The 25,554-nt window shown below is 72.1% G+C and carries 26 protein-coding genes; 17 read left to right on the top strand and 9 right to left on the bottom strand.

Going from position 1 to position 25,554, the window contains the following annotated elements; genetic code table 11:
* Positions 1-6: 6 nt before the first annotated feature.
* From FHS44_RS31975 to FHS44_RS31965, 3 genes are read left to right on the top strand one after another with little or no spacing between them, the layout of a single operon-like run.
* The gene (locus FHS44_RS31975; protein WP_246436359.1) at positions 7-972 is read left to right on the top strand and encodes an NADP-dependent oxidoreductase; all 966 of its coding nucleotides are present in this window, start codon (positions 7-9) and stop codon (positions 970-972) included.
* Between the two features lie 41 nt (positions 973-1,013).
* Positions 1,014-2,591, top strand: a complete 1,578-nt coding sequence (locus FHS44_RS31970; protein WP_184721511.1) for an FAD-binding protein — start codon at positions 1,014-1,016, stop codon at positions 2,589-2,591.
* The gene (locus FHS44_RS31965; RefSeq protein ID WP_184721509.1) at positions 2,588-2,923 is read left to right on the top strand and encodes a 4Fe-4S dicluster domain-containing protein; all 336 of its coding nucleotides are present in this window, start codon (positions 2,588-2,590) and stop codon (positions 2,921-2,923) included. Before FHS44_RS31970 ends, FHS44_RS31965 begins: the two co-directional genes overlap by 4 nt.
* A gap of 93 nt (positions 2,924-3,016) precedes the next feature.
* On the opposite strand, the gene FHS44_RS31960 is transcribed toward FHS44_RS31965, so the two are convergent.
* The 3 genes from FHS44_RS31960 to FHS44_RS31950 all read right to left on the bottom strand — a co-directional run bounded on the left by FHS44_RS31960 (position 3,017) and on the right by FHS44_RS31950 (position 6,145).
* Positions 3,017-3,898 (bottom strand): carbohydrate ABC transporter permease, encoded by an 882-nt coding sequence (locus FHS44_RS31960; protein ID WP_184721507.1) that lies wholly within the window; start codon positions 3,896-3,898, stop codon positions 3,017-3,019.
* Positions 3,895-4,800: a carbohydrate ABC transporter permease gene (locus FHS44_RS31955; protein WP_184721505.1), complete on the bottom strand. Its 906-nt coding sequence runs from the start codon at positions 4,798-4,800 to the stop codon at positions 3,895-3,897. The genes FHS44_RS31960 and FHS44_RS31955 overlap by 4 nt, the downstream gene beginning before the upstream one ends.
* Positions 4,801-4,879: 79 nt before the next feature.
* A complete protein-coding gene (locus FHS44_RS31950; RefSeq protein WP_312863892.1) occupies positions 4,880-6,145 on the bottom strand; it encodes an extracellular solute-binding protein in 1,266 nt (421 codons plus the stop codon).
* A 393-nt stretch (positions 6,146-6,538) separates the two neighbouring features.
* Between FHS44_RS31950 and FHS44_RS31945 the strand changes: the two genes are divergently transcribed.
* The 8 genes from FHS44_RS31945 to FHS44_RS31910 are packed head-to-tail and all read left to right on the top strand — an operon-like array spanning position 6,539 to position 14,326.
* Entirely contained in the window at positions 6,539-6,886 is a 348-nt protein-coding gene (locus tag FHS44_RS31945) for an NADH-quinone oxidoreductase subunit A (protein ID WP_184721503.1), read from the top strand.
* On the top strand, positions 6,877-7,941 hold the full coding sequence (locus FHS44_RS31940) for a hypothetical protein (RefSeq protein ID WP_184721501.1): 1,065 nt from the start codon (positions 6,877-6,879) through the stop codon (positions 7,939-7,941). The genes FHS44_RS31945 and FHS44_RS31940 overlap by 10 nt, the downstream gene beginning before the upstream one ends.
* Positions 7,934-8,818, top strand: coding sequence for a complex I subunit 1 family protein (locus tag FHS44_RS31935; protein ID WP_184721499.1), 885 nt, complete (start codon positions 7,934-7,936; stop codon positions 8,816-8,818). The genes FHS44_RS31940 and FHS44_RS31935 overlap by 8 nt, the downstream gene beginning before the upstream one ends.
* Positions 8,815-9,321: an NADH-quinone oxidoreductase subunit J gene (locus tag FHS44_RS31930; RefSeq protein ID WP_184721497.1), complete on the top strand. Its 507-nt coding sequence runs from the start codon at positions 8,815-8,817 to the stop codon at positions 9,319-9,321. The genes FHS44_RS31935 and FHS44_RS31930 overlap by 4 nt, the downstream gene beginning before the upstream one ends.
* Position 9,322: 1 nt before the next feature.
* Entirely contained in the window at positions 9,323-9,628 is a 306-nt protein-coding gene (gene nuoK, locus FHS44_RS31925) for an NADH-quinone oxidoreductase subunit NuoK (protein WP_184721495.1), read from the top strand.
* The gene (locus tag FHS44_RS31920; RefSeq protein WP_184721493.1) at positions 9,625-11,457 is read left to right on the top strand and encodes a proton-conducting transporter transmembrane domain-containing protein; all 1,833 of its coding nucleotides are present in this window, start codon (positions 9,625-9,627) and stop codon (positions 11,455-11,457) included. Before nuoK ends, FHS44_RS31920 begins: the two co-directional genes overlap by 4 nt.
* Positions 11,451-12,938, top strand: a complete 1,488-nt coding sequence (locus FHS44_RS31915) for a complex I subunit 4 family protein (RefSeq protein WP_184721491.1) — start codon at positions 11,451-11,453, stop codon at positions 12,936-12,938. Before FHS44_RS31920 ends, FHS44_RS31915 begins: the two co-directional genes overlap by 7 nt.
* A 5-nt stretch (positions 12,939-12,943) precedes the next feature.
* Positions 12,944-14,326 (top strand): NADH-quinone oxidoreductase subunit N, encoded by a 1,383-nt coding sequence (locus FHS44_RS31910; RefSeq protein WP_221461554.1) that lies wholly within the window; start codon positions 12,944-12,946, stop codon positions 14,324-14,326.
* On the opposite strand, the gene FHS44_RS31905 is transcribed toward FHS44_RS31910, so the two are convergent.
* Positions 14,282-14,974 (bottom strand): TetR family transcriptional regulator, encoded by a 693-nt coding sequence (locus FHS44_RS31905; RefSeq protein ID WP_221461531.1) that lies wholly within the window; start codon positions 14,972-14,974, stop codon positions 14,282-14,284. The genes FHS44_RS31910 and FHS44_RS31905 overlap by 45 nt on opposite strands.
* Before the next feature lie 82 nt (positions 14,975-15,056).
* Between FHS44_RS31905 and FHS44_RS31900 the strand changes: the two genes are divergently transcribed.
* Positions 15,057-15,986 (top strand): zinc-binding dehydrogenase, encoded by a 930-nt coding sequence (locus FHS44_RS31900; protein WP_184721485.1) that lies wholly within the window; start codon positions 15,057-15,059, stop codon positions 15,984-15,986.
* Between the two features lie 15 nt (positions 15,987-16,001).
* Here the strand turns inward: FHS44_RS31900 and FHS44_RS31895 are convergent, their stop codons facing one another.
* Entirely contained in the window at positions 16,002-17,006 is a 1,005-nt protein-coding gene (locus tag FHS44_RS31895; protein WP_312863891.1) for a coiled-coil domain-containing protein, read from the bottom strand.
* Positions 17,007-17,187: 181 nt separating this feature from the next.
* On the bottom strand, positions 17,188-17,547 hold the full coding sequence (locus tag FHS44_RS31890) for a BlaI/MecI/CopY family transcriptional regulator (protein WP_184721484.1): 360 nt from the start codon (positions 17,545-17,547) through the stop codon (positions 17,188-17,190).
* 444 nt (positions 17,548-17,991) lie between these two features.
* Here FHS44_RS31890 and FHS44_RS31885 point away from each other — a divergent pair, with 444 nt between their 5' ends.
* From FHS44_RS31885 to FHS44_RS31870, 4 genes are read left to right on the top strand one after another with little or no spacing between them, the layout of a single operon-like run.
* A complete protein-coding gene (locus FHS44_RS31885) occupies positions 17,992-19,197 on the top strand; it encodes an ABC transporter substrate-binding protein (protein WP_184721482.1) in 1,206 nt (401 codons plus the stop codon).
* Entirely contained in the window at positions 19,190-20,047 is an 858-nt protein-coding gene (locus FHS44_RS31880; protein WP_184721480.1) for a branched-chain amino acid ABC transporter permease, read from the top strand. The genes FHS44_RS31885 and FHS44_RS31880 overlap by 8 nt, the downstream gene beginning before the upstream one ends.
* Positions 20,034-21,752 (top strand): branched-chain amino acid ABC transporter ATP-binding protein/permease, encoded by a 1,719-nt coding sequence (locus FHS44_RS31875; protein WP_184721478.1) that lies wholly within the window; start codon positions 20,034-20,036, stop codon positions 21,750-21,752. The genes FHS44_RS31880 and FHS44_RS31875 overlap by 14 nt, the downstream gene beginning before the upstream one ends.
* Positions 21,749-22,471 (top strand): ABC transporter ATP-binding protein, encoded by a 723-nt coding sequence (locus FHS44_RS31870; RefSeq protein WP_184721476.1) that lies wholly within the window; start codon positions 21,749-21,751, stop codon positions 22,469-22,471. The genes FHS44_RS31875 and FHS44_RS31870 overlap by 4 nt, the downstream gene beginning before the upstream one ends.
* 116 nt (positions 22,472-22,587) lie before the next feature.
* Here FHS44_RS31870 and FHS44_RS31865 read toward each other — a convergent pair whose 3' ends face one another.
* On the bottom strand, positions 22,588-23,139 hold the full coding sequence (locus FHS44_RS31865; protein WP_246436410.1) for a MarR family winged helix-turn-helix transcriptional regulator: 552 nt from the start codon (positions 23,137-23,139) through the stop codon (positions 22,588-22,590).
* A gap of 275 nt (positions 23,140-23,414) precedes the next feature.
* Here FHS44_RS31865 and FHS44_RS31860 point away from each other — a divergent pair, with 275 nt between their 5' ends.
* Positions 23,415-24,122: an SDR family NAD(P)-dependent oxidoreductase gene (locus FHS44_RS31860; protein ID WP_184721474.1), complete on the top strand. Its 708-nt coding sequence runs from the start codon at positions 23,415-23,417 to the stop codon at positions 24,120-24,122.
* On the opposite strand, the gene FHS44_RS31855 is transcribed toward FHS44_RS31860, so the two are convergent.
* Both FHS44_RS31855 and FHS44_RS31850 read right to left on the bottom strand, forming a co-directional pair.
* The gene (locus FHS44_RS31855; RefSeq protein WP_312863890.1) at positions 24,123-24,803 is read right to left on the bottom strand and encodes a dienelactone hydrolase family protein; all 681 of its coding nucleotides are present in this window, start codon (positions 24,801-24,803) and stop codon (positions 24,123-24,125) included.
* A 22-nt stretch (positions 24,804-24,825) separates the two neighbouring features.
* A complete protein-coding gene (locus FHS44_RS31850) occupies positions 24,826-25,488 on the bottom strand; it encodes a phosphoribosyltransferase (RefSeq protein WP_184721661.1) in 663 nt (220 codons plus the stop codon).
* Between the last annotated feature and the right edge of the window lie 66 nt (positions 25,489-25,554).

Below are 25,554 nucleotides of genomic sequence, written 5' to 3'. Positions count from 1 at the left end.
CACGGCATGACCACCATGCGCGCCATCAGTCAGGACGTCTTCGGAGGGCCGGAGGTGTTGCGCCCCGTCCTGCTCGAACGGCCACGACCACTGCCGACCGAGGTGCTGGTGCGGGTCGTCGCCGCGGGGGTGAACCCGGTGGACGCCAAGACCAGGGCGGGCGGCGGCATGGCGGCCGTCCTGGGCGAGCCGCCCTTCGTGCTCGGCTGGGACGTCTGCGGCGTCGTCGAGGAGACGGGGTACGGCGTGCACACCCTGGCCGTCGGGGATGAGGTGTACGGCATGCCGTGGTTCCCCCGCCAGGCGGGCGCCTACGCCGAGTACGTCACCGCCCCCTCGCGGCAGTTCGCCCGTAAGCCCCGCTCGCTGGGCTACGAGGAGGCGGCGGCCGTACCGCTGGCGGCGCTGACCGCCTGGCAGATCCTGGTGGACACCGCCGACCTGCGGCCCAGACAGCGGGTGCTCGTCCACGCGGCGGGAGGCGGGGTCGGTCACTTCGCCGTCCAGATCGCCAAGCACCTCGGGGCCCACGTGGTCGGTACGGCTCGCGAGGCCAAGCACGAGTGGCTGCGCGGACTCGGCGCCGACGAGCTCGTGGACTACACGGCCGTCCGTTTCGAGGAGGTGGTGCGCGACGTGGACCTGGTGGTCGATCTGGTCGGCGACGGGCACGACGCCACGAGCACCCGCTCCCTCGACGTCCTGCGTCCCGGTGGGCTGCTCGTCGCGGTGCCGTCCGGGGCCTCGCCCGAGCTGGCGGAGCTGGCCGCGGAGCGCGGGGTGCGGGCGACGGGGTTCCTGGTCGAGCCGGACGGCCCGGCGCTGGCGCGCATCGGGGAGCTGGTGGACGCCGGACGGCTGAGCGTCGAGGTCGAGGAGGTCTTCCCCCTTGAGCGGGCCACCGCGGCCCACGAACGGCTGGCCGCGGGCCGTACCTCAGGAAAGCTGGTTCTGCGGGTTATAGAGGCATAAATCCGCCTATTTCCTTGTTAAAAGGTAGGTTTTGTGGGTAAATGACGTTCATGGACATCGTCACCGATGTGTTCGTCGTGGGAGGCGGTCCCGCCGCCGCGTGGGCCGCCGTCAAGGCCGCGGAGGCGGGCGCGACGACGGTGGTCGCCGACAAGGGATACCTCGGCACGAGCGGCGCGACCGCCTCCGCGGGGACCGGTGTCTGGTACGTCGAGCCCGACAGGACCGCGCGCGAGGCGGCGATGGCAAGCAGGGAGGGCCTGGGCGGCTATCTCGCCGAGCGCGACTGGATGGCGCGGGTCCTCGACCAGACCTACGAGAACATGAACGAGCTGGCCTCCGTGGCACGTTACCCGTTCCCGGTCGGCGGGGACGGCAGGCAGATCCGCAGGGGGCTGCAGGGCCCGGAGTACATGCGCCGCATGCGGCTGCGGACCAGGAGGGCGGGGGTGCGGATCCTCGACCACAGCCCGGTCACCGAGCTGCTGCTCGACGGGGAGGGCGCGGTCGCGGGCGCGGCGGGCTTCGGCCGCAGGAGCGGCCAGGCCTACCGGGTCAGGGCCGGGGCGGTCGTGCTCGCGACCGGCGGGTGCGCCTTCCTCAGCAAGACGCTCGGCTGCGACGTCAACACCGGCGACGGGGCGCTGTTCGCCGTCGAGGCGGGCGCCGAGTTGTCCGGCATGGAGTTCTCCAACGCCTACGCCATCGCCCCGGAGTTCACCTCGGTCACCAAGACCGCCTTCTACTCCTTCGCCACCTTCTACCGTGCCGACGGCAGCGTCCTTGAGGGCGCGGGCACCCACAGCCGGTCGGTCATCGCGCGCACCCTCCTCAGCGAGCGGGTCTTCTGCAGGCTGGACCTGGCGGCCCCCGCCGAGCGCGCGGCCATGCGGCTGGCGCAGCCGAACTTCTTCCTCACCTTCGACCGCCTCGGCATCGACCCGTTCGCCGAGCTGTTCCCCGTGACGCTCCTGGCGGAGGGCACGGTCCGCGGCACCGGGGGCGTGCGCGTCACCGGTGCCGACTGCGCGACCTCGGTCCCCGGCCTGTACGCCGCCGGGGACACCGCCACCCGCGAGCTCATCTGCGGCGGCTTCACCGGGGGCGGCAGCCACAACGCGGCCTGGGCGATGTCGTCCGGCACCTGGGCGGGACGCGGCGCCGCCCGGCACGCCCGGTCACTCGGCGCGCGCTGGGCCGCTCGCCCGGTCACCGGCGCGGGTGGGGCGGGGATGCGGCCGACCGGCTCCCCCGGTGGCGACCACCGCGAGGTCGTCGCCGCGGTGCAGGCCGAGGTCCTGCCGTACGAGAAGAACTATCTGCGCCACGGCGACCGACTGCGCCCCGCGCTGGCGAGCCTCGACGGCGTGTGGACGGAGGTACGGCGGAGCCTCGCCGGGCAGGGCGGAGAGGTCGTCAGGGCGCGGTCGGCGGCGGCCATGACCGCGCACGCGCGCTGGATGTACAACGCCGCGCTGGCCAGGACCGAGTCGCGTGGCATGCACAGGCGAGAGGACTTCCCCGAGGCCGACCCCGCGCAGCGCCGCAGGCTGCTGACCGGGGGCCTCGACGAGGTGTGGACCCTGCCCGAGCGCTCCCCCATGGCGGTGGCCTCGTGATCGAGATCGTGTCCCGCACGCGGTGCGTCGCCTGTGACAAGTGCGTGGAGGTCTGCCCGACCGACGTGTTCACCCGCGGCGAGGACGGCGTCCCGGTGATCGCCAGGCAGTCGGACTGCCAGACGTGCTTCATGTGCGAGGCGTACTGCCCGGTGGACGCGCTGTTCGTCGCGCCGCAGGTGCACCCGCTGCCGGAACGGCCGGAGGAGTCGCGGGTGCCGCTCGGCGCCTACCGCGAGCGGATCGGCTGGGGCAGGGGACGCGTCCCCGGCGCCAGGCTCGCCATCGGCCCCGCGCTGCCCGGCACGGGCGGCGGCCCGCTCGTCTCGTAACCCGGATGCCCGGGTGTCCCGGCGGTCCCGTGCCGGAGCGACTCGGCACGGGACCGCCACCCACCGGGCCCCCACCGCGTGGGCCGAGGCGGGTCACTTGATGGAACCGGCGGTCAGACCGCCGACCACCTTCCTCTCGATGAGCGCGAACAGGATGATGACCGGGATCGTGGCGATGACCGAACCCGCGAACAGGTTCTGCCAGTCCACCTGGTACTGACCGATGAAGGAGTTCAGCGCGACCGTGAGCGGCTGGTTGGCCGGGGTCGTGGTCAGCGTCAGGGCGACGACGAACTCGTTCCAGGCCGCGATGAAGGTGAAGATCAACGCCGTCACCACGCCGGGCATCGCCAGCGGGAGGGTCACCCGGAACAGCGCGCCGAAGCGGCCGTTGCCGTCGATGAACGCGGCCTCCTCCAGCTCACGCGGGATGGAGGAGAAGTAGGCGTTGAGGATCCACACCGCGAAGGCGAGATTGAAGCCGCCGTTGACCAGGATCAGCGCCCAGACCGAGTCGACCAGCCCGAACTGGAAGAACTCCCGGTAGATGCCGACCAGCATCGCCGTCGGCTGGAACATCTGGGTGATCAGCACCAGGATCATGAACGCGGTACGGCCCCTGAACTCGTGCCGCGCGGTGTAGTAGGCGGCGGGCAGCGCGACCAGCAGCACCAGCACGGTCGAGCCCGCGGCGACCTGCAGGGTGACGCCCAGATTCTGGGCCAGTCCCCCGGTCCAGAAGTTCGTGAAGTTCGACCACTCGAACCGCTGCGGCAGGTAGGTCGCCTGGCGCAGCTCCTCCTGCGGGCGCAGCGCCGTCAGGATCATCACCAGGTAGGGGAAGAGGAAGACGAAGGCGATCAGGTAGGCGCTCGCCGCGATGACGACGGTCTTGACGGACGGGAGCGCGCGCGGCGCCGTGACGGGAGCCGTCTCCTTCTCCGCCACCGAGGGGGCGTTCTGCGTGAGGGTCATGCGGGTGCCGTCCTCCACTTGCTGACCTTCAGGAAGACGATCGTCAGGACGATCACCATGCCGAAGTTGACGACGGACATGGCCGCCGACTCACCGATGTCGGATCCCTTGAGGATGTACATGAAGATGGTCGAGGTCGCCGTCGAGTAGCCCGGCTGCCCGTGGGTCATGGCCCAGATGATCGGGAAGCTGTTGAAGACGTTCATCACGTTGATGAGCGCCGCGACCGTGAGGGCGGGCCGCAGCAGCGGCAGCGTGATCGACCAGTAGGTCCGCAGCTTCGACGCCCCGTCGATCTTGGCCGCCTCGTAGACGTCCGCCGGGATCGCCGACAGGCCCGCGAGCAGCGCGTAGGTGGTGAACGGCACGGAGACGAAGACCGCCACGAAGACCAGCCACGGCATCGCGCCCGCCGCGCTGCCGAGCGGGTCGGCGGCCGCGCCGCCGAGGGCGTCCAGCAGCCCGAGATCCCGCCTGAGCATGTTGATCAGGCCGACCTCGGGGTCGAGCATCCACTTGAAGATGATCGACGTCATCAGGACGGAGGCGGCCCACGGCGCGATCAGCGCCCAGCGGGCGAAGCGGCGCCCGGGGAAGCGCTGGTTGAACAGCTGGGCCAGCGCCAGGGAGACGAGCACGGTCAGCGCGACCACCGCGACCACCCACACCAGGCTCCTGGCCATGACGCCGCCGAAGTCGGGCTCCCCGAACAGCTTGTCGTAGTTGCCCGTCCCGTTCCCGCCCTGGACGACGCCGAAGCGGCTGATCTTCAGGAAGGACGACTGGACCATCACCACGACGGGCCACACGACCACCACGGCGATCAGCGCCACGGCGGGGCCCACCCAGGCCAGCGGGGCGAGCGCGCGCAGTGCCCCGCCCCGCGCGGATGTTTGCTGCATGAGTCCTGCTTTCGGATGGACGGTACGGCGCGCCCGCCACGCGGCAGGACGGGGGGCGCGCCGTACCCGGGGGTGAGGGTCAGCCCGCGGTCGCGACCTTCTGGATCGCGCCGAGCACGGCCTTCGGGTCCCCGCCGACGGCGCCGCCGATGGTCTGCTTGACCTGCGTGTTCACCTCGGACCACTTGGGGTCCTGGAAGGGGTAGAACGTCGCGTTGGGCAGCGCGTCCAGGAACGGCTTGAGCTTCTCGTCCGAGGAGAGCTTCTCGATGCCGGACTTCGTCACCGGCAGCAGCTTGTAGGTGTCGCTGATCTTCTGTGCGGCGTCACCGGAGTAGAAGTAGTCGAAGAACTTCTTGATCTGCTCCTGGTGGCCGTTCTTGTTGAACGCCATGATCCAGTCCTCGACACCGAGCGTGGTGTCCAGGGCCGCGGTCTTGCCCGCGATCGGGGCGACGCCGAAGTTGGTCAGGCCGCCCTTCTCGAAGATCGGGATGGACATGGGGCCGCCGTTGACCATGCCGACCTTGCCCGCGGCGAAGTCCGCCCAGACGTCCTTGCGGTTCTTGGTGCCGGGGTTGGGGGTCGTCAGGCCCGCGTCGACCAGGCCCTTGAGGTACTGGAAGGCCTCGACGTTGGCTGCGGAGTCGACAGCCCACGCGCCTGAGGAGTCCTTGTAGCCGCCGCCGTTGCCCATGAACCACAGGAACGACTCGGCCTGGGCCTCCTCGTTGCCCAGCGGCAGGCCGAACGGCTGGCTGACACCGGCCTTCTTCAGCTTCTCCGCCGCGGCCTTGAGCTCGTCCCATGTCTTGGGCGGCTCGGCGATCCCGGCCTTGGTGAACAGGTCCTTGTTGTAGAACAGGGCGCGGGCCGAGGAGACGAACGGGATGCCGTAGCCGACGCCGTCCACCTTGCCGAAGTCGGCGAACTTGGGCAGCAGGTCGGCCGAGGTCGAGGCGGACAGGACCTCGTCGGTCTTGTAGAGCAGGCCGTCCTTGACGAAGCCGGAGTAGTCGCCGGTCTGCAGGATGTCGGGCACCTGGCCGTTCTGGACCATGGTCGCGACCTGCTTGTCGATGTCGTTCCAGTTGATGACCTGGACGTCGACCTTGATGCCGGGGTTGGCCTTCTGGAAGCCGTCGACGACGCCCTTCCAGAACTTCTCACCGCTGTTGTCGGCGGTGGGGCCGTCGCCGTAGTCGGCGGCGACCAGCTTCAGCGTGACGTCGCCACCGGACGCCTTGTCACCACCGTCGCTCCCGCTCTGGGTCGAACCGCAGCCGGTCATGACCAGCGCCGCGGACAGGCCGAGCGTCAGCGCACCGACGAGCCTCTTGTTCACGTGATTACCACCTTGATGTTTCAGACGATCGGAGCCGGTCCGTACCAGCCGGGGGGCCGCCGGGGTTCGCCCGGCGGGTTGGAGTGCTCGAAAGAGAGCCGGTGGCGGCCTGTGGGTCGCGACGCTCCGGGCTTTTCCGTGGTGCGGACCAGAGTAGGTTCGCCGAACGAGGCTGGTCTATACCGGTTGATATCGGTTTGGCAACGTCGATCAGGAGAGCGTTCCACCGGTCCATACCAGCCTTCACGCGGTTCCGGGCCCGCTCACTATCGGCGGTAGGAGACATGGCGGTCCGCCGGAAAACAACCGACGAGCTGCGACGACGTACGGCACGGCGGTTGCCGGACGGCCGACGGGGAACTACGGATCCTAGTAAAACGGTTGGAGAGATCCATGGAACCCTGGGCCGCCGTGCTCGGTCTGCTGGGCGTGCTGGCCCTGGGAGTGCTCGCCGTCCACGCGCTCTCCCGCCTGCTGGCGCCGGGCCCTGTCCTGACCGTGGGCCCGTTCCTGTCGGGCGCCCCGCCGAGGGAGCACGCCCTGTCCCGCTTCCACGTGCGCTGGTACACGGTCTCGCTGCTCTTCCTCGCCTTCGACATGGAGATGGTCTTCATGTATCCGTGGGCGCTCGTCGTCTCCGAGGTCGGCGTGGGCGCGGTGGTCGAGATGTTCGCCTTCCTGGGACTTCTGATGACCGGGGTCGCCTACGCCTGGCGGCAGGGGGCGCTGCGATGGGCCTGAGCGGGTGGCTGGCCGGGTTCGCCGCCGCCTGCCCCCGCCCGATGGTCGTCACCGCCCCGCACGGAACCCGCTCCCGGCTGCTCGTCGAGGCCGAGCTGTCCAGGCGGGGCTGGCGCCACGCCCACGCGCCCTCCGGGACCGGTCTCCTCGTGGTCTGCGGCACTCCCGCCGACGCCCTGAGCAGGGCGGTCGAGATGGTCTGGACCACTGTCCCCGCCCCCGGCGAGCTGGTACGGCTGCGCGGGGACGCGCCACCGGAGCGGGTGGCCGCCGCCCTGGACGAGGCGGTCGTCCGGCTGGCCCGTCCCCGCTCCCCCGGTACGGACACCGGTGAGAGGACGGACGTCCCGATGGCCGACAGGGGTCCGGACCGTGACGGCCTGACCCTCGACCGGTTGCGCGTCCCCCTCGGCCCCGTGCTCCCCGACTGGCCCGCCGGGCTCGTCGTGGAGACCGTCCTGCAGGGGGACGTGATCCAGCGGGCCAGGGTCGAGGTCGCCGGGGGGCTCGGCGGGGAGCGGTTCTGGGACGCCCCGTGGCTCGCGGCGCTCGAAGGACGCGAGGTGACACGCGGCGAGGCCGCCCGCCGCCTGGCGGCCTCGCACCTGGACAGCCTCGGGCGGCTGCTGGCCGTCGCGGGCTGGCCCGGGGCGAGCGCGCGGGCGCGGCGGCTGCGCGACCGTCTCCTGTGGGAACGGCAGGACCAGTGGGTCAGGCGGGACTTCCCCGGCTTCGCCCGTGCCGTACGGCGGTCGCGGACGCTCAAGTGGGTGCTGCGCGACCTGCCCGCCGCGCGGGACCCGGCCCCGGGCGGGCTGGTCCGGCGGGTGGGCACCTGGCTCGACCGGACGGGCCTGGCGCTGCGGGACCTGGACGACGGGCGGCCGCTCGACGACGACGAGGGGCCGAGGGGACCGGTCGGCGGGGAACCGTCCCGGGGGCTGCTGGCCGTACTGCCCGAGCTTGTCACCGGGGCGGATCTGGCGGCGGCGCGGCTGGTCGTCGCGGGCCTCGACCCCGACCTGGACCAGCTACGGGGCGCGCGGGATGGGTGAGGCGCTCGTCCTGCTCGGGGCCGTGGGAACGCTGGCGCTCTGCGCCGCCGTGTTCGACGCGGTGCTGGCCGTGCCCGGGGGCGGCGCCGGGGAGCCGCTGCGGCGGGTGGCGCGGCTGCTCCTGCAGCAGCGGCGGCGCACCCGGCTTGCCGACACCCTGCTGGTACGGACCGGGGTCTGCGGGCTGCTCGCCGTAGCGGTGCTCGCGGGCGCGGTGCTGCCGCTCGGGGAGCGGCCGGTCGCCGAAATGGCGGTCGGCGTGGTGTGGTTCAACGCCATGGAGGTCGGCGCGTGGGGCGCGCTCTGGCTGGTCGGGTGGGGTGTCAACTCGGTGTACCCGCTCGTCGGCGGCTACCGGTTCGTGGCCCAGGGGCTCGCCTACGAGCTGCCGCACATGTTCGCCCTGATCACCGTGGCGCTCGGGGCGGGTTCGCTGCGGTTCGCCGACGTGGTCGCGGCGCAGCGGGGGCTGTGGTTCGCGGTGTGGATGCCGGTGGCGTTCGCGGTCTATCTCGTCTCGGCCGTGGCGATGGCCTTCTGGGGGCCGATGGACGGTCCCGTCTCCGACGACATCTGCGGGGGCGTGCCCGCCGAACTGTCCGGCCCCGACCGGCTGGTCTTCCAGGCCGGGCGGTACGCGCTGCTCGTGGTCGTCGCGGCGGCGGCCGTGCCCCTGTTCCTCGGCGGCGGGGCGGGTCCGCTGCTGCCGCCGTGGCTGTGGACGGCACTCAAGACCGTCGCGGTGCTCGCCCTGCTGGTGTGGAGCGGGCGGGTGCTGCCGACCGTGCGGATGGACCTGTTCACCCGCCTTTCGTGGCTGGTGCTGATCCCGGCCACGCTGCTGCAACTGCTCGTCGTGTCGGTGGTGGTGCTGTGAGGGACGTGGCCTTCTGGGTGCTCGCCGTGGTCGCGGTCGCGGGCGGCGTCGCGGTCTTCAGGGTCGGCTCGATGGCGCGGGCGACGTTCGCGCTGCTGGGGTCGCTGGTGGCCGTCGGCCTGGCGCTGCTGCTGCTCGGCCTTGAGTATCTCGGCTACGTGATCATCCTCATGATGGTCATGGAGATGCTCGTCATGGCGGTCTTCATGGTCATGTACATGATGAACCCCGCCGGGCTGATGCCCATGAGGATGACGCACAACGCCCGGTGGGCGGCGTCCGTCGCGGGCGCCGTCTTCGTGCTGCTCGCCACCGGGACGTTCCTGCTGCCCGAGCCCGTCCGCCACGGCCGCCCGCCCGCCGATCCGACGCGCGCGCTCGGCCTGGCGATCATGGGGCCGAAGATGCTCGTGATGATGATCATCGGGGTGGCCATCCTCGCCACGATGGTCTCCTCGGTCGTGCTGTCAGTGAACCGCCGTCACCCAGGGCGGGGGTGCTGAGGTGGGACTGCACGCCTTCCTGCTGCTCGCGTGCGCGCTGTTCTCCGTCGGCCTGTACGGCGTGCTGTCCCAGCAGTCGATCGTCATGCTGATGATGGGCCTAGAACTCATGATCAACGGCCTGCTCGCGGCGGCCGGGGCCTTCTGGTACCACGTGGCGCCCGCCTCCGCCGACGGGCAGGTCCTGGTGCTGGTCGCGGTGACCGTCATGGCCCTGGAGATGGTCATGGGGTTCGCGGTCACCACGGCCATCTTCAGGGCCCGTGAGATCGACATGACCGACGAGGCCGAGGACCTGCGGGGATGAGCGCGCTGCCGTGGCTGCTGCCCGCCCTGCCCGGCCTGGCCGGTGTGGCGCTGCTGGTGACCGGACGCGGAGCCGACCGGGTCGCGCCCGTGGCCGCCGTCGCGGTCACCGCGGTGGCCCTCGTGCTGGCGGTGCTCGCCGCCCTCACCCGTCCCGCCGCGACGACGCCGCTGTTCGCCGGGCTGCGGGCGGGCCTGGCCGTTGACGGCCTCTCCTCGGTCCTGGTCGTCACGGTCTGCGCGGTCGCGGCGGCCATCCTCGTCTTCGCGGCGGGCGACACCGGTGAGGTACGGCGGGCCCGCGCCCGGTTCTTCGGGCTGATGCTGCTGTTCACCGCCGCCATGCTCGTCACCGTCACCGCGACCGACCTGGCGCTGCTGCTGGCGGGCTGGGAGGTCATGGGCGCCATGTCGTACGCGCTGATCGGCTTCGTGTGGCGCGACGGCTCCGCCGTACGGTCCGCGGAGGTCGCCTTCGTCACGACGCGGGCGGGCGACGTGGGCCTGTACGTCGCGGCGGGCTGCGCGCTCGCCGGAACCGGGTCGCTCGAACTCGCCGGTCTGGCGGACGGCGCCCGGCCGTGGCGCGACCTGGTCGCCGCGGGCGTCGTCGCCGCCGCGCTCGGCAAGTCAGCCCAGCTCCCGCTGTCGTTCTGGCTGTCACGCGCGATGGTCGGCCCGAGCCCGGTCTCGGCGCTGCTCCACTCGGCGACCATGGTCGCCGCCGGGGCCTACCTGCTGCTGCGCCTGCGCCCGCTGCTCGCGGCGACGGGCTGGGCCATGCACCTCGTGGCGTGGGCGGGGGCGCTGACCGCGCTGCTGCTGGGCGTGGTCGCCCTCGCCCAGCGCGACCTGAAGCAGCTGCTGGCCGCCTCGACCTGCGCCCAGCTCGGCTTCATGGTCATGGCGGCGGGCGTCGGCGCCCTGGCGGGCGGGGCCGCGCACCTGGTGGCGCACGCCGCGGTCAAGAGCCTGCTGTTCCTGTGCGCGGGCGTGTGGCTGGCCGCGCTCGGCACCAGGGACCTGGGGAAACTGCGTGGCGCGGCCCGGCGTGACCGGGTGGTGGGGGTCTCGTTCGGGGTCGGCGCGCTGGCGCTCGGCGGGGTGCCGCCGCTGTCGCTGTGGGTCACCAAGGAGTCGATCCTGACGGTCGCGGCGCGGTGGTCGCCCTGGCTGTACGCGGTCGCGCTGGCCGCCGCACTGCTGAGCGCCGCCTACGCCGCCAAGGCCGTGGCGGCGGTGTGGGCCTCGGGGGACGTTCGGGGGTGGCGGCGGCCCGGCCCGCTGGAGCGGCTGCCGCTTCCGGTGCTGGCCCTGGCGGCGGCGACGTTCGGTCTCGTCGGGCTGCCCCCGGTGTTCGACGCCTGGCGGCGCCTGCTCGGGGCGGACGGCGAGCCCGGCCCCGGGGCCGGTGGGCTGCTGCTCGCCGGGGTCCTCGCACTCGCCGTCACGGCGGCGGGCTTGAAGTGGCGCGTGCCGTGGAGCCTGCCGGGCGCGCGGGACTGGCTCGGCCTTGAGCGGGCCGCGTCCTTCCTGGTCGTACGGCCCGTCATGGCGCTGGCCAGGTCGCTGGCGCGCTTCGACGACCGGGTCATCGATGGCGCGGTCAACGGCGTGGGCAGGGCGGGGACGGCGCTGGCCAGGCTGCTGCGGGAGAAGGCCGAGGCCGGGGTTGACGGTCTGGTCCGTGACGTGGGGACGGGGACGGGTGAGCTGGCCGTACTCGCCAGAAGGCCACAGACCGGGCTGGTGCACACCTACCTCGCCCAGGCGGCGGTCTGGCTCCTGCTGCTGGCCGTGGTGATCGCGCTCACGGGGTGGACGTGCTGACCGTCGTGATCTTCCTGCCGCTGGTGGCCGCGGGGCTGCTGGCGCTGCCCCGGATCGGGGACCGGGGGGCCGTCGCGGTGTGGATCGCCGCGGCGGCCGTGGACCTGCTGCTGACGGTCGTGATGTGGCACGGCTACCGGGGCGGGATCGGCTACGAGACACGGGCCCGGTGGATCCCGGCGCTGGGGGCGGGCTACCACGTGGGCGTGGACGGCCTGTCGCTGCCGCTGGTCGCGATGACCGCGCTGCTGTTCCTGGCGTGCGCCCTCTACTCGGCGCGGCGGACCACGCGGGCCAGGCCGTACGCCGCGCTGTTCCTGGGGTTGCAGACCGTCTGCACGGGACTGTTCGCGGCGCTGGACCTGCTGCTGTTCTTCGTCTTCTTCGACCTGTCGATCGCCGGGATGTACTTCGTGATCGCCGGGTGGGGGCACGGCGACCGCTACCGCTCGGCGCTGCGGTTCTTCCTGTACACCTTCCTCGGCTCGCTGGCGCTGCTGCTCGGCTTCATCGGCCTCTATCTGGGAGGCGGCGGCCGGACGTTCGACATGGTGGACCTGACGCGCGAGCCGCCGTTCGCTGAGGCGTCCGGCACGGCGGGGCTGGTGCTGCTCGCGGTCGGGATCGGGCTGGCGATCAAGACGCCGACGGTCCCCTTCCACACCTGGCTGCCGCCCGCGCACACCGACGCGCCCGCGGCGGGCTCGGCCATCCTGGCGGGCGTCATGCTGAAGATGGGCGTCTACGGCCTGGCCAGGATCGCGATGCCGATGCTGCCCGGCGCCTGGCAGCGCGGCGCCTGGGTGTTCGTCCTGGTCGGCGTGGTCGGCGTGCTGTACGGCGCGCTCGTCGCCCTGGCCCAGGAGAACGTCAAACGGCTGGTCGCCTACACCTCGGTCAACCACATGGGTTACGTCGTGCTGGCGCTCGGCGCGGCGGGCCTGGTCGCGGGCGACACGCACGCCAGGCAACTGGCCGTCAGCGGGGCCGTCGTCCAGATGGTCAGCCACGGCCTGGTCACCGGGGCGCTGTTCCTGCTGACCGGGGTGCTGTGGGACCGGGCGCACGACTACGACCTCGGCCGGTTCGGGGGGATCGCCGGGGTCGCCCCGGTCCTCACCGGTCTCACGGCGGTCGCGGCGTTCGCCTCGCTGGGCCTGCCCGGTCTTTCGGGATTCATCGCCGAGTTCCAGATCTTCGCCGGGGTCGTCGGGACCGGGGTCCCCGGCGCCGCCGTGGCGGGCGCGGTCTCGGTCCTCGGCATCCTGGTCACCGCGGCACTGATGCTGCGGATGCTGCACCGCGCCTTCCTCGGCGCCCCCGGGGAGCTGACGCCCCTGGTTTCTGACGTACGGCCCCGCGAACTGGTGGCGGTCGCCCCGCTGCTGGTCCTGTCGGCGGTGATCGGTGTCGCGCCGCACTGGCTGCTGGCCTTCGTGGAACCGGCCGCCGCCGCGCTCGTCTCGCTGGTGAGCCGGTGAACGGCATGCGGGACGACCCGCTCGACCTGCTGCCGGAGCTGTTCGTGCTGTTCGGGGCGGTGCTGGGGCTGCTGGCGCTCACGGTCTCGCCGAAGGGCGGCGCGCGGTGGGTGGCGTGGCTCTGCGCGCTCGGCCTGACCGGCTGCCTGGTCACGGCCGTCGTCGCGGCGTTCTCCCCCGGCGGCACGGTCTTCGGCTCCTACGTGCTGGACCCGCTGACCAACGTCGTGCGGGGGGTGGCCGCGCTCGCGACCCTGCCCTGCCTCGTGCTCGCCAGGGGCGTGCTTGCCAGGGGCGGAGGGCTCAGGCCGGAGGCGCACGTCCTGATGTCGCTGGCCGCCCTGGGCACGGTCACGCTGGCGGGCGCGGGCGACCTGCTGGTCCTCGTCGCGGCCTACCTGCTGGCGAGCGTGCCCGGCTACGCGCTGGCCGGGCTGTCCGGCGACGCCCCCGGCACCGAGGCCGCGCTCAAGTACTACCTGGTCGGCGCCTTCCTCGGTGTGCTGACGCTCACGGGGGTGACCCTGCTGTACGGCCTGGCGGGCACGAGCGCGTATCCGGGACTCGGCGGGGCGCTGCGGGCCGTACCCCAGGCCGCCGTGGTGTGCGCGCTGGTCGCGCTGTTCGCCGGGGTGATGTTCAAGGCGGGAGGGGTGCCCGGCCACTTCTGGGTGCCCGACGTGACCGAGGGCGCTCCCGCGGCGGTCGCGGCGTTCGTCACGACGGTCCCCAAGCTCGGCGCGTTCGCCGCGCTGCTGCGCATGGCCGAGGAGTTCCTCACCTCCTCGGCCGCGGACTGGCGGCTGCTGCTCGCGCTGGTGTCCGTCGCGACGATGACGCTGGGCAACCTCGCGGCCTTCCGCCAGACCAACGTCCGCAGGCTGCTGGCCTACTCGACGATCAGCCAGGCCGGGTATCTCCTGCTGCCCGTCGTCGCGGTGCCCGCCCCGCTGGCGCGGCCCGCGCTGCTGTTCTACCTCGGCGCGTACGCCGTCACGAACCTGGGCGCCTTCGCGGTGGTCGTGGCCACGGGACGCGACACGCTGGACGGCTACCCCGGCCTTTCCGGCCGCTCCCCCGCCCTGGCCTGCGCCCTGGCCGTGTGCCTGCTCGGGTTCGCCGGGACCCCGCCGACCGCCGTCTTCCTGGGCAAGGTCATGGCCTTCACCGCCGTGTGGCAGGGGGGCTACGCCTGGCTCGCCGTGGTCGCGGCGCTGAACACCGTCGCCAGCCTCTTCTACTACCTGCGCTGGATCGTCCCGGTGTTCCGGCCGGCCCCCTCCCCCGGCGGGGATGTGCCGGTGCGGAGCGCGGCCCTGACCGCCTACGCCGCCGCGACCGCCTCACTCGTCCTGGGCGTCGCGGGCGGCGTGGTGCTGCCGCCCTGACGGGCCGTGCGCGCCGAAGGTGAGCGCCTCGGGGACGGCCGCGAAGACGGCGCGCAGGTCGGCCACGAGATCCGTGTGGGCGGGGGTGCCGGGCCTGGCCGTCCAGGCGCGCAGGGCTGCGTGGAACGAGGCGACCAGCAGGTCCAGCGCCAGCCTCGGCCGGGGGTCGCCGGGATCCAGCCCCAGTTCGCGCCGCAGGGTCGCCTCGACGGCGGCGCTCGTGCGGTCGCAGTACTGGAGTTCGTGGGCGGCGACCGACGGGGTGCGCTCGGCCAGTTCCCTGCTCAGCCGGACGCGGGCCGCCCAGGCCCCGTCGCCGTCGTCCATGCGGGTGAGCGTGGCGAGCAGCGTCTCCCGCAGCACCTCGAAGACGGGCGCGTGGCCGAACTCCAGGTGCTCGACGTCGTCCCGCAGGCCGTTCCACATCGCTTCGAGCGGAGCCGAGACGACCTGCTCCTTCCCGGCGAAGTTCCTGAAGAAGGTGCGCTTGGAGACCTCGACGGTCTCGCACAGCTCGTCGAGGGTCACCCCGTCGAAGCCGCGCTCGGTGAAGAGCGCCAGGGCGGTGTCGACCAGCGCGGCCCTGGTCCTGAGCTTCTTGCGCTCCCGCAGCGGGAGCTTTCCCCGCGCGGAGATGTCGGTGGTCACCCACCCCAGTGTATCCGGAACGCATATGCCGCTTGTAGGCTTGTGCCACTGAGTGGCATTTAGGACATTCGAGAGGAGCGCCATGCGCGCGCTGATCGTCGACCGTTCCGTTCCCGGTGGCCTGCGGGTGGGTGAGGTCCCCGAACCGGTTCCCGCCCCGGGCGAGGCGCTGGTCCGGGTCACGGCGACCTCGCTCAACTACGGCGAGGTCAAGCACGGCATCGAGGGGGCCGAGGAGGGGACGGTGCTCGGCTGGGACGCCGCCGGGGTCGTCGTCGAGGCGGCGGCGGACGGGTCGGGACCGGCCGTGGGCACCCCCGTCGTGACCCTCGGGGAGGGCGGGGGCTGGGCCGAGCTGCGCGCCGTACGCACCGGCTGGATCGGGGTGGCGCCCGAGCACGCGGATCCGGGCGCGATCAGCACCGTCCCGGTCGCGGCGGGCACCGCGCTGCACGCGCTCCACCGGATCGGGCCCACCCTGGGGCGCAGGATCCTGGTGACCGGCGCGACCGGGGGTGTCGGCCGCTACGCCGTACAGCTCGCCAGGCTCGGGGGCGCCCACGTGATCGCCTCGACCGGTGACCCCGCCAAGCACGGCGAGGCGTTGCGCGCCCTGGGCGCCCACGAGGTGGTGGCCGGTCCCGCGCTGGCCGACGGCGGGCTTGACGGCGTGCTCGACATGGTGGGCGGGCCGCAGCTCGTCGAGGCGTTCGACCGGCTCGGCGCGGGAGGCACGCTGGTCGCGGTCGGGCACTCGACGGGCGAGGGAGAGAGCTTCCCGTTCGGCGCCATGTTCAGCGGCCCAGGGCGTGACGACCGTTCGATCGTCACCTTCATGCTGCTGTTCCGCCCCGGACTGGACCGGGACCTGACCTGGCTGGCCCAGCGGGTCGCGGACGGCACGCTGAGCCCCGAGATCACCTGGCGCGGCGGCTGGGACGAGGCGTCCGAGGCCGTGGACGCCCTCCTCGGGCGCCGCCTGCACGGCAAGGCGGTGCTCGACCTCGCCTGAGGCCCGGGGCCTTCGTCAGTAGACCGAGATGTGGACGTGGTCGTAGTGGTTGGCGGTGACGCCGCCCCGGTTGGACATGCCGCGCCAGCCGGAGCCCGAGTTGATGCGCTGGCGCCAGATGACGTACTTGACGCCGAAGCGGTCCTTGTTCTTGATGGCCCAGGCGGCCACCTCGTCGCCGAGCCTGACGTTGCCTGCGGTCGGCATGGCGCCGCCCGTGCTCATCATGAAGTCGCAGGCGCGGCCGAGGGGGTGCTCCCCGCCCCCGGCGATGCCGCCGTCCACGCGGTAGCAGCCGATGCCGAAGTGGGGACTGAAGCGCTGCGCGATCAGTTGGCGGATCAGGCGCATCCTGGGCGTGATGTTGTCGGGGCCCGAGGGAAGCTGGGGGACCCAGGTGCCGTCGGCCCTCCTGAGTCCCGGGGTCGGGTAGAGCCGGTCGATCCTGTCCTTGATCTTGTCGATCAGCTCCAGGGTCCGCCGCTTCTGCTCGTCGAGCTTCCTCAGTGAGTCGCGCAGCTCCCCCGCGCGCTGCGCCGCCGAGGTCTTCGCCTGCCGGTAGTTGTCCCTGACCTGGGCGAACCCGCCGATCCTGGCCTCCTGGTCCCGGGTGATCTGCTGCATGAGGGCCATGTGGTCGAGCAGGTTCGCCGGGTCGCCGCCGCCCATCACGATCGGCAGCGATCCCGAGCCCCCGGTGCGGTAGCGCTGGACGGCCAGCAGGCGGATCTCCCGCGAGGCCTGGTCGAGGTCCGCCTGCGCCCGCCGCAGCTCGCCGGAGGCGGCCTTCTCCGCCTTCTCGGCCTTCTGCAGCGCGACCCGTCCCGTGTAGTACTCGGCGATCATGGACTCGGAGCGCTTCTGGAGCCGTGACAGCTCCGCGCGGAGCTGCTTGGCGGTCGGCTTGGGTGCGGCGTTGCCCTCCGCCTGGGGTACGGCGCACAGCACGACGACGGCGGCGGAGGCGGTCAGCCCCCTGAGCGCGCCCCGCCACCGGCCTGAACGGGACAGCGCCGCCACGTCTCTCCTTCTCACATGCCCTGTCGCGGAGGCGACGCCTCCCGTCCGATGGACGATAGTAGGAGATGGTGCACCGAACAGGCCGAGCATGCCAAATCAGGCATTCAGCCCCTCTCCAGGGGACCGTTCCAGCACTCTCACGTCCCGGAAGCGGCACTTCCTCCTATGGGAGGTAGTAGCACTACCCCAGGGGATAGACCCTGAGCGCGGCCTCAAGCGCCGCCGACTCCTCCGGGGTGAGCCGTTCCAGGAAGTGCACCAGCGTGGCCGTACGGTTGCCACCCGAGGCGAGGGCGTCGCGCATGAGGTCGGCGACGTAGGCCTCCCTGCTGGCGACCGTCTCGTAGACGTAGGCCCTGCCGACCATCCTCCTGCGGAGCAGGCCCTTGGTGTGCAGCTTGTCCATCACGGTCATGACCGTGGTGTAGGCGATCTCCCGCTCGGCGCGGAGGTCCTCCAGCACGTCCCTGACCGGCGCGGGCCTGCGGTAGGACCACAGGCGTTCCATGATCACGGACTCCAGGTCTCCCAGACCGCGCATCGCGTGCGGCTCCCCTCTACCCGTGGATCGTCCGATGCTACCCGGCGTCGTAGACGGCGGCCATGCCCTCATCCGGCCACAAGAGGCGCGGCCCAAGATCGTACGGAGCCAAAGTAAATCATCACTCTTTACATTGATGTGACTTGTTCACGGGTGGTGAGCGCCATATGTTTTGGGACCAAACATTGAGTATTCCTCGCCGCAGGAGGTCTCGATGCGCGTCACCCCCGACCCCAGGGTGCAGTCGGCAGCCGATCCTGCCCAGAACCGTGTGAGGCCCGCGGCGAACCAGGGGGACCGGCGTCCCACGCCCACGACCGGATGCCGATCCGGGCGAACCCGCCGGACTGTCCGACGTGCCCACCGTCTTGACGATCCCGGATGGCGGGCCCTTCCGTCACCGTCGATCGCGAAACCCCCCAACGTCATGAAAGGCACCGTCCCATGGGAAAGATCTCCAAGGGCCTCGCGGCGGGAGCGATCGCGCTCCTGACCGTCAGCGCCGCCGCGTGCGGTTCGGGCGACGCGGGAAGCTCCGGTGACGCCAAGGGCGCCACGTCCACCGACCCCATCGTCGTCGGAGCGATCAGCTCGCTGAGCGGCCCCGCCGCCTTCCCCGAGGCCTCCCAGGCCGCCAAGGCCGTCTTCGACCGCGTCAACGCCGAGGGCGGTGTCAACGGCCGCAAGATCTCCTACGTCAGCGTCGACGACAAGGGCGACCCGAGCACCGCCGCCCAGGCGTCCAGGGACCTCATCCAGAACAAGAACGCCGTGGCGCTCGCGGGTGGCGCCAGCCTGCTCGACTGCCAGGTCAACGGCGCCTTCTACGCCCAGTCGGGGATCTCCTCGATCTCCGGCACCGGCATCGACCCCGGCTGCTTCACCTCCCCCGCCATCTCCCCGGTCAACACCGGCCCCTTCCTCGGCACGACCGTGACCCTCTACCACGCCTCCGAGGTCCTGAAGATCGACAAGCTGTGCGGCTTCTTCGTGATCCTCGGCGGCACCTCCGAGGCCTACAAGGGCGCCGTCGAGCAGTGGTCGAAGATCACCGGCAAGCAGCTCCTCATCAACGACCGGAGCCTGTCGGGCAACACCACCGACTACACCCCCTACATCCTGCGGGCGCGGGACGCGGGCTGTAAGGGCGTCGTCTTCAACGGCACCGAGCCCATGTCGGTCGGCTGGGTGAACGCCGCCAAGGCGCAGGGCGTCACCGGCATCAAGTGGCTGGTGCTCACCTCGACCTACACCGACGCCGCGGTCAAGGCCTTCGGCGACGCGGGCAAGGACGTCGTGGCCCTGTCGGAGTTCGAGCCCTACTCGGACACCACCTCCGAGGCCACGAAGGACTGGCGCGCGCTCATGACCCAGAACAAGGTGCCGCTCACCTCCTTCGCCGAGGGCGGCTACCTGGCGGCCACGAACCTGGTGACCGTGCTCAAGGGCATCAAGGGCGACATCACCCGCGAGTCGGTGACCGCGGCGCTGAAGGCGCTCACGCCGATCGAGTCGGGCATGGTCGGCACGCCGTACGCCTTCGGTCCCGACCAGGCGCACTCCTCCAACAGGGCGGCCAAGTTCGTCCAGCCGGACAACGGCTCCTGGAAGGTCATGACCCCGGACTGGATCCGGCTGCCCAATGCTTGAGGGCGCCATCGCCGGCCTGACCGCGGGCGGCGCCTACGCCGTCCTCGGTCTGTGCCTGACCCTGATGTATCGCCTGGGCCGGGTGGTCAACCTGGCCCAGGCGGCCATCGGCGTCGTCGGCGTCTACACGATGTCGGTCCTGGCCGACGGCGGCGTGCCGTACTTCGTCGCGGTCCTGGCCGGGCTGGTCGCGGCGGCGCTGGTCGCCGCCGGGCTCGGCTACATGATGGGCCGCTGGTTCGCCGAGGCCGGGACCGACCAGCGCTCCGCGATCGCCATCGCCTACCTCGTTGGCCTGCTCGCCATTGAGTATCTCGTCTTCGGCACCGACCCCCGGCAGATCCCCGGTGTCCTGGGCGGTCCGCTGGCCACCGTCGGCGGCGTCACCATCACCCAGGCGGCCGCGGTCTGCGTGGCCGCGGCGGTGCTCATCACCGCGGGCGTCTCGGTGTTCCTGGCCAGGACCGCGGTCGGCCTGCGGCTGCGGGCGCTGTCGCAGCGGCCGACCACGGCCGAGCTGATGGGCATCCCGAGCAGGCGGCTCGGCGTCGGGCTGTGGGCGGTGACCGGTGTGCTGGCCACCGCCGTACTGCTGGTCGTCGCCCCGCAGCAGAACAGCGACCAGCTCTCCCTCGGCCTGATGGTGATCCCGGCGTGCGCCGCGGCCCTGGTCGGCGGGTTCAGGAGCCTGGTCGGCACCGCCGTCGGCGGTCTCGCGCTCGGCGCCCTGCAGGGGGCGCTCGCGCACGTCAGCCAGTTGCAGGAGTTCCGTGACGTGGTCCCCTTCGTGGCGATCCTCGCGATCCTGCTGTGGTCCCAGCGTGGGGAGGTGTGGGATGCGGCGCGTTGAGATGACCGGGCCCGCGACGCAGCTCGTCGGCGCGCTCGCCGCGATCGTCGTGCTGGCCGCCGTCGTCCCGCAGTACTGGCTGTTCCTGGCCACGACGGCCCTGGTGACGGCGATCTCGCTGAGCGGGCTCGGGATCGTCACCGGCAGGGCGGGCATGATCTCGCTGTGCCAGATGTCGTTCATGGCGCTGGGCGCCTGGGTCGTCTGCGAGCTGAACGTCCTGGCGGCACCGGGCGGCCTCGTCCTGTGGATCCTGGTCGGCGGCCTCGCGGCCGTACCGCTGGGCGTCCTGCTCGGCCTGCCCGCGCTGCGGCTGCGCGGGGTGCACCTGGCGGTCGTGACGCTCGGCTTCTCCGCCGCGGCCGACGTGATCATCGCGGCGGCGGGCTTCCCCGGCGCGACCACCTTCCAGCAGGTGCTCAGACCGGCCTTCATCGGCACCGACACCGCCTACTTCGTGTTCGCCGCCCTGGTCTTCGTGGCGGGCGCGGTCGCGATCCGGCTGCTCGGGCGCACCCGGTACGGCACGGCCTGGCGGGCGCTGCGCTTCTCCGAGCGCGCCACCGCCGCGGCGGCCATGAGCGTGCCGCGCGCCAAGCTGGCCGCGTTCGCGCTGAGCGCCTTCTTCGGCGGCATCGCGGGCGGCGTCCTCGCCGGGCAGATCGGCGTGGTCACCGCGCAGAACTTCGACACCGTGGACTCCCTCATCCTGCTGGTCGTGGCCGTCATGGCGGGCAGCGAGTACGCGGGCGGCGCCATCGCCGGCGGCCTCCTGATGGTGTTCGTCCCGGAGATCCTCCGCGGCCTGGGCGTCCCGCAGGACTGGGGAAGCCTGCTGTTCGCCGTCGGCGCCGTGCAGACGCTGTCCACGGGCCTCAGCATGAGCGAGGACCTGGTGCGCCGTTTCCGCCGCCGCGGGGCCGTCTCCGTACCCGAGAAGACAGGCAGGCGCGCCGCCCACCGGGCCTCCCCCGTGACACCGGAGCGCGGCGAGCGGCCCGTCCTGGTGGTCGAGGGGCTCTCCGTCTCCTACGGGCGGATCACCGCGCTCTCCGGGGTCAACCTGGTCGTCCCCGAACGGACCGTGATGGGCCTGATCGGACCGAACGGCGCGGGCAAGTCGACGTTCACCGACGCGGTGACCGGCTTCGTCCGCGGCGCGACCGGCTCGGTCACGCTCGACGGGCGGCGCCTGGACGGCCTGCCCGTCCACCGCAGGGCCGCTGCGGGGCTGCGCCGTACGTTCCAGCAGGACCGCGTCCCACCGGGCCTCACCGTCGCGGGCTTCCTGCGCTTCTCCGCGCACCGCAGGGTGAGCACGGCCGAGCTCGACGAGATGGCCGCCTTCCTGAACCTGGGCGCGCTGAACCGGCACGTCAGCGAACTCGACGTGGGCAGCAGGCGGCTGCTCGAAGTGGCCGGGGCGCTGCTCTCCAGGCCGAAGGTGATCATCCTTGACGAACCGGCGGCGGGACTGGCCCACGCCGAGTCCATGGAGCTCGCCGAACGCCTGATGGAGGTGCCCGCCAGGTTCGGCGCCTCGGTCCTGCTGATCGAACACGACCTGGAGATGGTACGGCGGGCCTGCGCCGAGGTCGTGGTGCTCGACTTCGGCGAGGTGATCGCGGCGGGACCACCCGCGACGACGCTGGCCAGGCCCGAGGTCGCCCGTGCCTATCTGGGAGACGAGGTGGCGCTGGCATGACGTCCAGCCTGGTTCTCGACGACGTGACCGTCGCGCGGGGCGGCGCCCCGATCGTCAGGGGTGTCTCGCTCACCGCCCCCGCCGGTGAGGTGACGGCGCTGCTCGGGCCGAACGGCGCGGGCAAGACCACGCTCCTGGAGTCGGTCTCCGGCGTGATCCCGATCACGGGCGGCACGGTCTCCCTCAACGGCGGGCGGCTCAACGCCCTGGACCGGGTCGCCCGCGCCAGGGCGGGGATCGCCCACGTCGAGCAGGGCCGCACGGTCTTCCCCGACCTGACGGTCGCGGAGAACATCCTGGTCGTACGGCGCGGCCCCGGCGTGATCGACAAGGCCCTTGAGCTGTTCCCTGAGCTGCACAAAAGACTCGACGTGGCCGCCTCGCTGCTGTCCGGAGGCGAGCAGCAGATGCTCGTGCTGGCCAGGGCGCTGGCGGCCAGGCCGTCGGCGCTGCTGATCGACGAGATGTCACTCGGCCTCGCCCCGGTGATCGTCCAGCGACTGCTGCCCGTGGTGCGGGACCTGGCCGCCTCGGGGGTCGCGGTGCTGCTCGTCGAGCAGTTCGCGACGCTGGCCCTGAAGATCGCCGACACCGCGCACGTGCTGTCTGGTGGGACGCTGACCTACTCGGGTCCGGCGGCCGGGCTGCGCTCGGCTCCGGAACGGCTGCACGCGGCCTATCTGGGAGAGCCTCTTCCCGGAGTGGCCGGGGGTTCCTGACGCCCCCTGACGGCCCCCTGACGGCCACGGCTCCGGTGCCCCGGGGCCCGTGGTCCCCCGCCCGGCCTCATGCGCCCCGGCCGGGCGGGGTCAGGGGCGTACTGAGCCTTTTTGGCTCAGGGGCGTACGGTGCCCTCCAGGTGCTGGACGACCACGCGCAGGCTCGCGGCCAGGGCGCGGCGGCGCTGGCTGTCGAGCTCCTTGACGACGAAGGCCTCCTCCTGGTTGAACTGCGGGAAGAGGGTGCGCATCAGGCGCTCGCCCGAGGAGGTCAGGGTGACCATCACCCGGCGCCTGTCGGCGGGGTTGGGCGCGCGCCGTACGTAACGGTGGGACTCCAGGGTCTTCAGGACGCCGGTGAGGGTGCCCTTGGCGATGCCCGCCTCCTTGGCGACGTGCCGGGTCTCGCTCTCGCCCCAGATCCACACGACCCACATGACGACGAACCCGGTCCAGGTGAGGCCGGTGTCGCGGAGCACGGTCTGTTCGAGGTGGTTACGGATCGCGGTCGAGGCCCGGTAGATGTTGGAGACGGCCCACATCGCCTCGAAGTCGAGGTTGAGCCCGCCAAGCCGGTCGCCGACGGCCTCCTCGGTGCTGCGCAGGGTGTGGTGTCCCGTCATCTCGGTGTGGTGCTCCCTCACTGTTCCGCTCCAGCCTACGATCATGCTCACCCCGGGCTCTTTCCGGGGTCTCGACCATCTGCCGGAAATATCCGGACATCAAGGATTTGGTCCCGAACAATATTTCAGGGCGGCGGTGGGGAGCAAGGCGTAACGGGTCGGACTCCCCGGCAAAACGCCACGTCGCCCCCGGGATGCCCCGGATGCACGACTTGTGCCACACCCGGCCCCCATCTATCGTACGGAGGCAAATGAATTGCCCGGCCCACGCGTCGCAGGGCGAAATATCCGATATTTCGGCACATAGCAAGGAGCCTGTGATGGATCTCGGACTGTCCGGCCTTTCCGCCCTGGTCACCGGCGGAGCCAGCGGGATAGGCCGCGCGACCGTGGACGCCCTCCTCGCCGAGGGCGCGACCGTGACGGTCCTGGACCGGGCACCCCGCCCCGAGGGCCTGGACGTCACCTGGGTCCAGGGGGACGTCACCGACGAGGAGGCCGTGCGCTCCGCGATCCCGGCCCGCCTGGACGTCGCCGTCGGCTGCGCGGGGATCTCAGGACCCATGGGCACGAACGCGCGAGAGACGGCGCGCGACGACTTCGCCAGGACCCTGGAGGTCAACCTCACCGGGCAGTTCCTGCTGGCCAAGCACGCCGCGCCCGCGCTCGCCGGGAGCGTCTTCCCCGCGATCGTGTTCGTCGCCTCCGACTCCAGCTTCGTCGCCGCCCCCGGCATGGCCGCCTACTGCGCCTCCAAGGGCGGCGTCCTGATGCTCACCAAGGCACTGGCCGTGGACTTCGCGGCCGACGGCATCCGGGTCAACTGCGTCTGCCCGAGCATCGTGGACACCCCGATGGCCAGGGGCGACCTGGGCGACGCCTTCGACGAGCTCGACTGCCCGGTGCTGCGCCCCCAGGACGTCGCCCGCGCGATCCTCTACCTGGCCTCGCCCGCCGCCAGGGGCGTCAACGGCACCGCGCACGTCCTCGACTTCGGCGGCCTGGCGACCTCGACCTTCCCCGCCTGATCAGCCACCTGCCGGTGGGTTCTTCGGCAGGTGACCCAGGAACCAGTCCCCGGCCAGGGCCGCGACCCGCTCCAGCGCTCCCGGCTCCTCGAAGAGATGGGTTGCCCCCGGCACGATCTCAAGCCGCGTCTGTCCCGGCAGCCGCGCGAGCGCCTCGCGGTTGAGCTCGATGACGGCCTCGTCGCGCTCCCCGACGATGAGCAGCGTGGGCGCCCGGACCTCCGTGAGCGCCTCACCGGCCAGGTCGGGACGTCCGCCCCTGGAGACGACAGCCTTGACCAGCCCGGGCTTGGCCGCGGTCGCGGCGAGCGCGGCGGCCGCCCCCGTGCTCGCGCCGAAGAACCCCACGCGCAGTCCCGCCGTCGGCTCGTGCCGCGACAGCCACGTCGCCAGCGCCGCCAGCCGTACGGCCAGCCTGCCGACGTCGAAGCGGAACTCCCCCGTCCTGGCGTCGGCCTCCTCCTCAAGGGGGGTGAGCAGGTCCACGAGGACGGTCCCGAGGCCCGCCCTCCTGAGTTCGCCCGCCACGTAACGGTTGCGGGGGCTGTGACGGCTGCTGCCGCTGCCGTGCGCGAAGAGCACAACCCCTTCGGCGGGTCTCGGCACTACGACGTCGGCTTCGAGCACGACGTCCGCGGCCGGGATCTCCAGCCGCTCCAGGTTCATCCTGACCGCGTTCACCGTTCCTCCTCCCGCCGTCCTGTCACGCCCGCACCCGCCTGGCGGCCGCGGCGCGCAGGAGGTCCCGCACCTCCTCGTCCGTCGTCTGCTCGAAGTCCCGGTAGGAGAATCCGACCGCCGTGAAGAGGGGCGGGGTCGAGGCGCAGACCACCTGGTCGGCCAGCGCGCTCAGCTCCCGGACGGCCTGCTCGGACGCGGTGGGGACGGCGACCACGATCCCCGCGGGCTCGTGACGGCGCAGCGCCGCCACGGCGGCGCGCATGGTCGCCCCGGTCGCCAGCCCGTCGTCCACCACGACGACGGTCCTGCCCATGAGGTCGGGCGGGGGACGGCCCTCCCGGTAGGCCCGCTCCCGCCTGACCAGCTCCTTGCGCTCGTCCGCGGTCACCTCCCGCAGCGTGTCCGGCCACACCCCCGCCCCGCGGACGATGTCCTCGTTGAGCACGACGACCCCGCCCCCGGCGATCGCCCCCATCGCCAGCTCCTCGTGGCCGGGGACCCCCAGCTTGCGGACGACGAAGACGTCGAGCGGCGCCCCGAGGGCCACGGCGATCTCGTAGGCGACGGGCACACCCCCACGCGGCAGCCCCAGAACGACCACGTCGGGCCGGTCCCGGTAGTGCTCCAGGAACCCCGCGAGCACCCGCCCCGCGTCCCGCCGATCCTCGAACACCCGCTCCCCCATGACAGCCACCCTCCGTCTCCTCCCCGGAGTTATGCCCGCCGACTTTTCCAAACCAAGGCCGTTCCC

Origin of the sequence: Streptosporangium saharense (assembly GCF_014203715.1) — a bacterium.
Classification (GTDB): domain Bacteria; phylum Actinomycetota; class Actinomycetes; order Streptosporangiales; family Streptosporangiaceae; genus Streptosporangium; species Streptosporangium saharense.
The sequence above is the reverse complement of the archived record's forward strand: the minus strand, read 5'-3'. Positions and strand labels throughout refer to the sequence as shown.